The organism is Lentzea tibetensis (assembly GCF_007845675.1).
Classification (GTDB): domain Bacteria; phylum Actinomycetota; class Actinomycetes; order Mycobacteriales; family Pseudonocardiaceae; genus Lentzea; species Lentzea tibetensis.
The window spans coordinates 170,993-178,255 of sequence record NZ_VOBR01000018.1; the positions used below are offsets into that span (position 1 = coordinate 170,993).

At 70.6% G+C, this 7,263-nt stretch carries 8 protein-coding genes; 5 read left to right on the top strand and 3 right to left on the bottom strand.

The features are described from left to right. The first annotated feature begins 5 nt into the window (after window positions 1-5). On the top strand, window positions 6-371 hold the full coding sequence (locus FKR81_RS26920; RefSeq protein WP_146355739.1) for a hypothetical protein: 366 nt from the start codon (window positions 6-8) through the stop codon (window positions 369-371). Next, window positions 365-1,333, top strand: coding sequence for an ROK family glucokinase (locus FKR81_RS26925; protein WP_146355741.1), 969 nt, complete (start codon window positions 365-367; stop codon window positions 1,331-1,333). Before FKR81_RS26920 ends, FKR81_RS26925 begins: the two co-directional genes overlap by 7 nt. A gap of 506 nt (window positions 1,334-1,839) precedes the next feature. On the opposite strand, the gene FKR81_RS45680 is transcribed toward FKR81_RS26925, so the two are convergent. Together FKR81_RS45680 and FKR81_RS26930 are read right to left on the bottom strand one after the other, a co-directional pair. Beyond that, window positions 1,840-1,962: a hypothetical protein gene (locus FKR81_RS45680; RefSeq protein ID WP_268891583.1), complete on the bottom strand. Its 123-nt coding sequence runs from the start codon at window positions 1,960-1,962 to the stop codon at window positions 1,840-1,842. Between the two features lie 77 nt (window positions 1,963-2,039). Next, window positions 2,040-2,459, bottom strand: coding sequence for a hypothetical protein (locus tag FKR81_RS26930; RefSeq protein WP_146355743.1), 420 nt, complete (start codon window positions 2,457-2,459; stop codon window positions 2,040-2,042). A 185-nt stretch (window positions 2,460-2,644) separates the two neighbouring features. Between FKR81_RS26930 and FKR81_RS26935 the strand changes: the two genes are divergently transcribed. The 3 genes from FKR81_RS26935 to FKR81_RS26945 all read left to right on the top strand — a co-directional run bounded on the left by FKR81_RS26935 (window position 2,645) and on the right by FKR81_RS26945 (window position 6,031). Beyond that, the gene (locus tag FKR81_RS26935; protein WP_146355745.1) at window positions 2,645-3,382 is read left to right on the top strand and encodes a lysophospholipid acyltransferase family protein; all 738 of its coding nucleotides are present in this window, start codon (window positions 2,645-2,647) and stop codon (window positions 3,380-3,382) included. A gap of 22 nt (window positions 3,383-3,404) precedes the next feature. Continuing rightward, window positions 3,405-3,917 carry a polyadenylate-specific 3'-exoribonuclease AS gene (locus tag FKR81_RS26940; protein WP_146355747.1) on the top strand — a complete coding sequence of 171 codons (513 nt, stop codon included), beginning with the start codon at window positions 3,405-3,407 and terminating at the stop codon, window positions 3,915-3,917. Window positions 3,918-5,005: 1,088 nt separating this feature from the next. Further along, the gene (locus FKR81_RS26945; protein WP_146355749.1) at window positions 5,006-6,031 is read left to right on the top strand and encodes a 6-phosphofructokinase; all 1,026 of its coding nucleotides are present in this window, start codon (window positions 5,006-5,008) and stop codon (window positions 6,029-6,031) included. 3 nt (window positions 6,032-6,034) lie between these two features. Here the strand turns inward: FKR81_RS26945 and FKR81_RS26950 are convergent, their stop codons facing one another. Further along, window positions 6,035-7,039: a DUF2891 domain-containing protein gene (locus FKR81_RS26950; protein ID WP_146355751.1), complete on the bottom strand. Its 1,005-nt coding sequence runs from the start codon at window positions 7,037-7,039 to the stop codon at window positions 6,035-6,037. Window positions 7,040-7,263 lie beyond the last annotated feature (224 nt).

Consider the following 7,263-nt stretch of genomic DNA (forward strand, 5'->3'; position numbering starts at 1 on the left):
TCCAGGTGACTGACGAGACCGGCAGGCTTGCCGAGGAGCTGCGGCTGCTGATCGACGCCGCGGCCGAGCGCGTGCAGCCGTGGCTGCAGAAGGTCGCCGAGGCGGGCGATCCGACCGGCGAGCACACGCCCGAGACGTGCGGCTGGTGCCCGCTGTGCAACGGCGTCGCCCTGTTGCGCGGTGACCGTTCCGAGCTGGCCGCTCGCGCCGCTGAACACGCCGCGGGCTTGATCGCGGTGCTGCGGGCCGCGCTGAGCGAGCCCGGCACACCACCTTCGTCACCGCCTCCGGGTGGTACTTCTTCATCTGACTCTTCTGACGAGCCGCGCGTGCAGCACATCAAGGTTGTGCGGCGGAGCGGCCCGTGCTGACCGTCGGGGTCGACATCGGCGGGACGAGCGTGCGGGCGGGAGTGGTCGACTCACGGGGTTCCGTGATCGACACGTCCCGCGCCCCGACGCCCGCCGGTGAAGGCCCACTGGAAGACGCGATCGTCGCCGCTGTCGAGGAGGTCTCGTCGCGGCACACCGTGTCCGCCGTCGGCCTGGCCGTGGCGGGCTTCGTGGCGTCCGACCGCCGCACCGTGCGGTTCGCGCCGCACCTGGCGTGGCGGCAGGCGGACGTGGCGGACCGGATGGGCTCGCGCCTCGGCCTGCCGGTGGTCCTGGAGCACGACGCGAACGCCGCCGCTCTCGCCGAACACCGCTTCGGCGCCGCCCGCGGCGCGCGCATCGCGGTTCTGGTGGCGATCGGCACCGGCATCGGCGGCGCTCTGCTGTTGAACGGCGAGGTCTTCCGCGGTGCTTACGGTGTCGCGCCCGAACTGGGGCACCTGCGCGTCGTCCCGGATGGACGGCCGTGCCCGTGCGGCAAGAGCGGGTGCTGGGAGAGGTACTGCAGCGGGACCGCCCTGTCCGCGACGGCGGTGGAGCTCCTCGCGAAGCATCCCGGTGTGTCCACGGTGCTGGCCCGCGAAGCGCTGGGCGACTCGCGGGCCGTCACCGGCCGACGCGTCGCGGGGGCGGCACGCGACGGCGACCCGCTGGCGCAGCGCGCGATGGCGGACCTGGCCAAGTGGCTGGGGGAGGGGCTGGCGCTGGTCGCCGACGTCTACGACCCCGAGGTGGTCGTGATCGGCGGCGGGGTGTCCGAGTCGGCGCCGATGTTCATGGACGACGCTCGTGAGCGGTACGCGTCCGTGGTGACCGGGGCCGGACATCGGCCTCTGGCGCGGATCCGGACCGCCCAGCTCGGGGACGACGCCGGGATTGTCGGTGCGGCGACGCTGGCCCGTGAGCTCGTGGGCAAGATGAGCCGCAACTCCAAGCGCTGACCTGTTCGGTCCTTTCTGCGCTGGCCTGTGGACAACTCCCGTTGCGGGCCCAGAACTGTCGGACCTCGCTGGCAGACTTGTATTTAGGGGTTCCCCCTGGGCGGGGACGCCTGCGTCAGCGCGGCTGAGCCTGTGGAGCGACTGAGTCCCGCGGAGCGACTGAGTCCCGCGGAGCCGCAGAGCGCTTGAGCCCGCGGGACTGCTGAGCCCGCGGAGCTGCTGAGCATGCGTAGTGACTGAGCCCGCCGAGCCACCGAGCACGCAGAGCCACCGAGCCCGCGGAGCGCCTGAGTCTGTCGAGTGATTTGGGCCTGCGGGACAGCTGAGCCTGTGGACAACTCCCGCGACGAGCCCAGAACTGTCGGTGCTCGCTGGGAGAATGGAACTAGGGGTTCCCCCGGCGGGGACGCCTGCGTGAGCGCGGCCTGCGCGGCGAGGGGAGCCGCAGTCGGGCCTGCGCCTTGGCGTGCTCGCGGCCGAGCCTGCGCGGGGCGTGCTCGGGTGAGTTAGCGGGCGAGCTTGCGCAGGATGCGCGGGCGGCGACGGCGGCGGGCCGCGCGGCGCTCTTCGTCGTTCTTGCTGATCGTGGCGAGTGCGCGAGCCATCATCATGTACTGCATCTGGTCCATGACATCGACGGTAACCTGCTCTGAATCGTTCAGGAAACCGTTCGTGGTCGTTATCACGCCGTTACCAACGTGACGGATCACACTTGGGCGCCGTCATCCGGCGGAGGGGTGTTGCGCATCCGGAGCACCAGCCAGCCGACACCGGTGCACAGCGCGACGAGCGAGAGCGGCGTGCCGATGCGCGCTTCCAGGCCGAACACGCCGGGCGCGACGAGCAGCACGATGCCGAGCACGAACAACATCAGCGCGGCGATGGTCCCCGGCCGCAGCACCGGGAACGGCGGCGGCTCAGGCGGGACGTAGTGGTCGTCCTCAGCGGGCTCGGGTTCCTCCTCGACGACGATCTCCGTCGTCGGGTCGGAATCGCCGACCTCCGCGGCCTCGTCGAGATCGAGCCAGTTCTTGCCGACGCCCTCTGCTTCGAGGCCGGCCACGATCTCGGCAAAGGCCTCGTCGACGTTCTCCGGGCCGTCCGTCGAGTCGCGCCTGCCGTTCATCCAGAACCTCTCCGTGGGCTCGCTTCTAGACCCCTCATCGTTGCACGGTCCCGATGTGTTGCGGATTACGGCAGTCGGCGCAGTTCTGCCGTACCGCGTATCGGTGGGTCTTCGTTGTGTGAGGTGCGGTCACCTCCGTAGGCTGACCGCGGGATCAAGGTTCGGGTAGGGAGGCGCTTCCCAAGGTGCTGTACTGGTTGATGAAGCACGTCCTCCTGGGACCGATCCTTCGGCTGTTCTTCCAGCCGAAGATCATTGAGGGCGCCGAGAACATTCCCAAGGATGGCGGCGCCATCCTCGCGAGCAACCACCTCGCGGTCTCCGACTCGTTCTTCCTGCCGTTGCTGTTGTCCCGGCGGATGACGTTCCCCGCGAAGATCGAGTACTTCACGGGCCCCGGCCTCAAGGGGAAGCTGCAGAAGTGGTTCTTCTCCGGCGTCGGCCAGGTGCCGATCGACCGCTCCAGCGCGTCGGCCGCCCAGGGCGCGCTCGACACGGGTGTGCGCATCGTCCGCGAGGGCAAGCTGCTCGGCATCTACCCCGAGGGCACGCGTTCCCCTGACGGCCGCCTGTACAAGGGCAAGGTCGGCGTCGCGTGGATCGCGCTCGAGTCGGGCGCACCGGTCATCCCGGTCGCGATGTTCGGCACGGACAAGGCGAACCCCATCGGCTCGCGCATGTGGAAGCCGCACCCGATTCGCGTCAAGATCGGCAAACCGCTGGACTTCTCGCGCTACGAAGGACTCTCCGGCGACCGCTTCGTGCTCCGCTCGATCACCGACGAGATCATGTACTCGCTCATGGAGCTCTCCGGCCAGGAGTACGTGGACGTCTACGCGGCCAAGGCCAAGGAGGACGCCACCGCGAAGGTGCCCGAGCAGGCGAAGCCCATCGATCGGGTGCCCTCGACGAAGGCGAGTTGAGCCACGCGCTTAGGGTTGCGCGGTGCGGTTCTTCTACGACTGTGAGTTCATCGAGGACGGGCTGACGATCGACCTGGTGTCGATCGGAGTGGTCGACGAGGAAGGCCGCGAGTTCTACGCCGTGTCCACCGAGTTCGACCCGGACCGGGCCGGCCCCTGGGTGCGCGCGAACGTCCTCAACCAACTGCCCTCACCGTCGGACAAGGCGTGGCGCAGCCGCGAGCGCATCCGCGAGGACCTGCTCGACTTCCTGGGCGCCCGCAAGGCGAACCGCGACGACGTCGAGCTGTGGGCGTGGTTCGCCGCCTACGACCACGTCGCACTCGCGCAGCTGTGGGGCGCCATGCCCGCACTGCCACGCGCCCTGCCCCGCTTCACCCGCGATCTCAGGCAGCGCTGGGACGACGTCGGCCGCCCCAAGCTGCCCACGCCACCCGCCGACGCGCACGACGCACTCGCCGACGCGCGCCACAACCTCGCGCGGTGGAAGGTGATCGAGCAGCACCGGCGCAAGCTCGGCTTCCCCGTGCGCTGACCGATCCGTCGCTGCACGAGTCGCAGCTGTACGCGGCGCCGCCCTTGAGCCGCGCTGTACGGTGCCGCCCCTGAGTCGCAGCTGTACGCGGCGCCGCTCGGAGCCGCAGCTGTCCCTGACCTGAGCCGCTGTCCGCGTCGTTGGCCTGAGTCGCCGCTGTCCGCGTCGCTCTCGTGCGCCCGCCTTGCCGCGTCGGCGCGTGCTCCGGAGTCGCGATCGTGCTGCACCTCCTGTGCTCGCGGCAGAAGCAGCCGCGCGCACCACGCTGGCCGCAGCCGCGCCGCACTGGCGTGCCCGCAGTCGCATCGCACCTGTGGTGACCACTGCCGTGCTGCGCCGGCGGCTGCAGCACCCGCGCCATGCCCGCCGTGGTCGCGGCAGTCGGGCCGAGCCACGCCGGACCGAGCCGGGCCACGTCGAGCCTGGCCACGTCGAGCCGGAGCGGGCCGGGCCGGGCCGAGCCACGCGGAGCCGAGCCGAGCCGCGTCGCACTGAGCCACGTCGAGCCGCATCGCGCCGCTACCGAGCCACACCGCACCGCCGCGCCGAGCAGCCGCGCCGTGTCGCTACCGAGCCGCACCCGAGCCGCACCGAGCTGCACCGGGCGAGCCGCACTGCGCCGCACGGGGCTGTGGTCGCACCGAGCCGCGTCGGCACTGAGCCGCGTCGGCACTGAGCCGCCAGGGAGCCGGGTCGCCACCGGGCCGGGCCGCCACCGAGCCGCCACCGAGCCGCGGCACCGAGCCGCGGCACCGAGCCGCGGCACCGAGCCGGCCCCAGTCACACCGAACCCGGCCGCAGTCTCGCTGCGCCTGCACCACGCACTCGCGATGACCACGCCGTCAATGGTCATCACCGTGCATGAGCGCCCGCCCAGAGCCTGCCTCCCGCCAGAGCATGAAGTTGTGGAGATCAACCAGCAGCACCACCTTCGAGTAGCGAAATCCTCACTACGGAGACGGTACGGACGACCACCGACAGTTTCGGCACCCAAAGTTCGTCCGGCTGTTGAGACCCCTCGTTGCTGCACCGATCCAGGACGTGAAACGCTGGGTGACACAGACCACTCAGAGAGATTGGGTTAGCAGATGCGCATCGGTGTGCTCACTGGCGGTGGTGACTGCCCCGGTCTGAACGCGGTCATCAGGGCGGTCGTCCGCAAGGGGATCGAGACCCACGGCTGGGACATCCTCGGCTTCCGCAACGGCTGGCAGGGTCCGATCGAGAACCTGACGAAGCCGCTGGGCCTGAAGGACGTCGAGGACATCCTCACGCGCGGCGGCACGATTCTCGGTTCGTCGCGCACCAACCCGTACAAGGTGGACGGTGGTGTCGACCGCATCCGCGAGGTGCTCGCGGAGAACGAGGTCGACGCGCTGATCGCGATCGGCGGCGAGGACACGCTCGGTGTCGCGAAGCGGCTGACCGATGACGGCATCGGTGTCGTCGGCGTGCCGAAGACGATCGACAACGACCTGGGCGCGACGGACTACACGTTCGGTTTCGACACCGCCGTGCACATCGCGACCGAGTCGATCGACCGGCTGCGCACGACGGCCGAGTCGCACCACCGTGCGCTCGTCGTCGAGGTCATGGGTCGCCACGCGGGCTGGATCGCGCTGCACTCGGGTCTCGCGGGCGGCGCGAACGTCATCCTGGTGCCGGAGCGGCCGTTCAGCGTGGACAAGGTCGTCGGCTGGGTCGAGCGGCGGTTCGAGCGCGAGTTCGCGCCGATCATCGTCGTCGCCGAGGGCGCGATGCCCGAGGGCGGCGCTGAGCTGCTGCACTCCGGCGAGCGCGACGCGTTCGGGCACGTGCGGCTCGGCGGCGTCGGCCAGTGGCTCGCCGAGGAGATCGCGGACCGCACCGGCAAGGAGTCCCGCGCGGTCGTGCTCGGCCACACCCAGCGCGGTGGCACGCCGACGGCGTACGACCGCGTGCTCGCGACCCGGTTCGGCCTGCACGCGGTCGACGCGGTCGCCGCTGAGGACTTCGGCGTCATGGTCGCGCTGCGCGGCACGGACATCGTCCGCGTCAAGCTCGCCGAGGCCACCGCCGAGCTCAAGACCGTCCCGCTGGAGCGCTACGCCGAGGCCGAGGTCTTCTTCGGCTAGGAGCTAGAGAGCACCGACGTCCAGGTACGCGGCGAACGTGCCGAGCCAGTGGTCGGCCATGTAGCCGTGCCCGAAGACGTACCGCCACCCCGCCTCGCGATGCGCCGAGGCGGCGGTGGCGGCCAGCTCCGCGTACGGGTGCGCCGCGGGCAACGCGGCCGCCAGCGCCTCCCAGTTCCACGCGCGCGAGAGCGCCAGCCCCGCCAGGTGCGAGCCGTAGGGATCGCTCGGGTCGTCGACGGGGAACGGCTCGCGCAGCCCCTTCCACCGCGCCTCGTTCAGGTTCGGCAGGAACCGCTCGAACCACGCCGCGAAGTCGACCGGGCCGAGCGCCCGCCGCATCAGGTCCGCGGTGTTGAGCGCGGGCGAGAGGAAGTCGGCCGCGTCCGGCTCGAAACCGCCGTAGTCCGCGTCCTCCCGGTGCCAGCGCAACGCCGCCTCGACGCACGCGGACGCCAGTTCGACGTCCCCGACGGCCCGAGCCGCGTCGAAAACCAGGCACGTCGCGAACGCGGTGTTGCTGTGCGTGCCCGTCCGCACGGGCAGCCGCGCGACGGAGATCCACTCCAGCCACCGGTCCCGCAGCACCGACGCGATGGGCGCCACCGACCACGGCAGCTCACCCACCCGCAGCTCGGCGTCGAGCAGCAGCAGCCACGCCCAGCCGTACGGACGCTCCCAGTACCGCCCGGACGGTGAGGCGAAGAACGCCGCCTCCGTCGCGCAGTTCGCGGGCGTGACCAGCGCGTCCAGCGCCTTCCTCGCGTCGTCGGCACCCTCGACCGACGGCCGCAGCCGCAGGAGGCGTACCGCGAGCCACGTCTGGTGCACGCACGAGTGCCAGTCGAACGATCCGGCGAAAACGGGGTGCAGCACGCGCTGTGGCACGAGCTGCGCGTCGTCGTCGATCACGTGGGTCCAGTGCACCGGGTGGTCCCGCTGGATGTTGTCCGCGGCTGTCAACAGCAACCGGGTCACGGTGCTGTCATCCAATCGGGTGGTGTCCATCTGGACATGATGCACAGCGTCATCTCAATTGGGCACCGTCGAGTCTTCACATCTGACAGACCCGCACCCGTCTCTCAGAGTGGAACGAATAAGCTGAGCAGCGTGAACTGGACCGTGGACGTGCCCATCGACACGCTTCCCGAGCTTCCCCCGTTGCCGCCGGACATGCGCAAGCGCCTTGACGACGCCCTCGCGCGTCCCGCTGCGCAGCAGCCGGAGTGGCC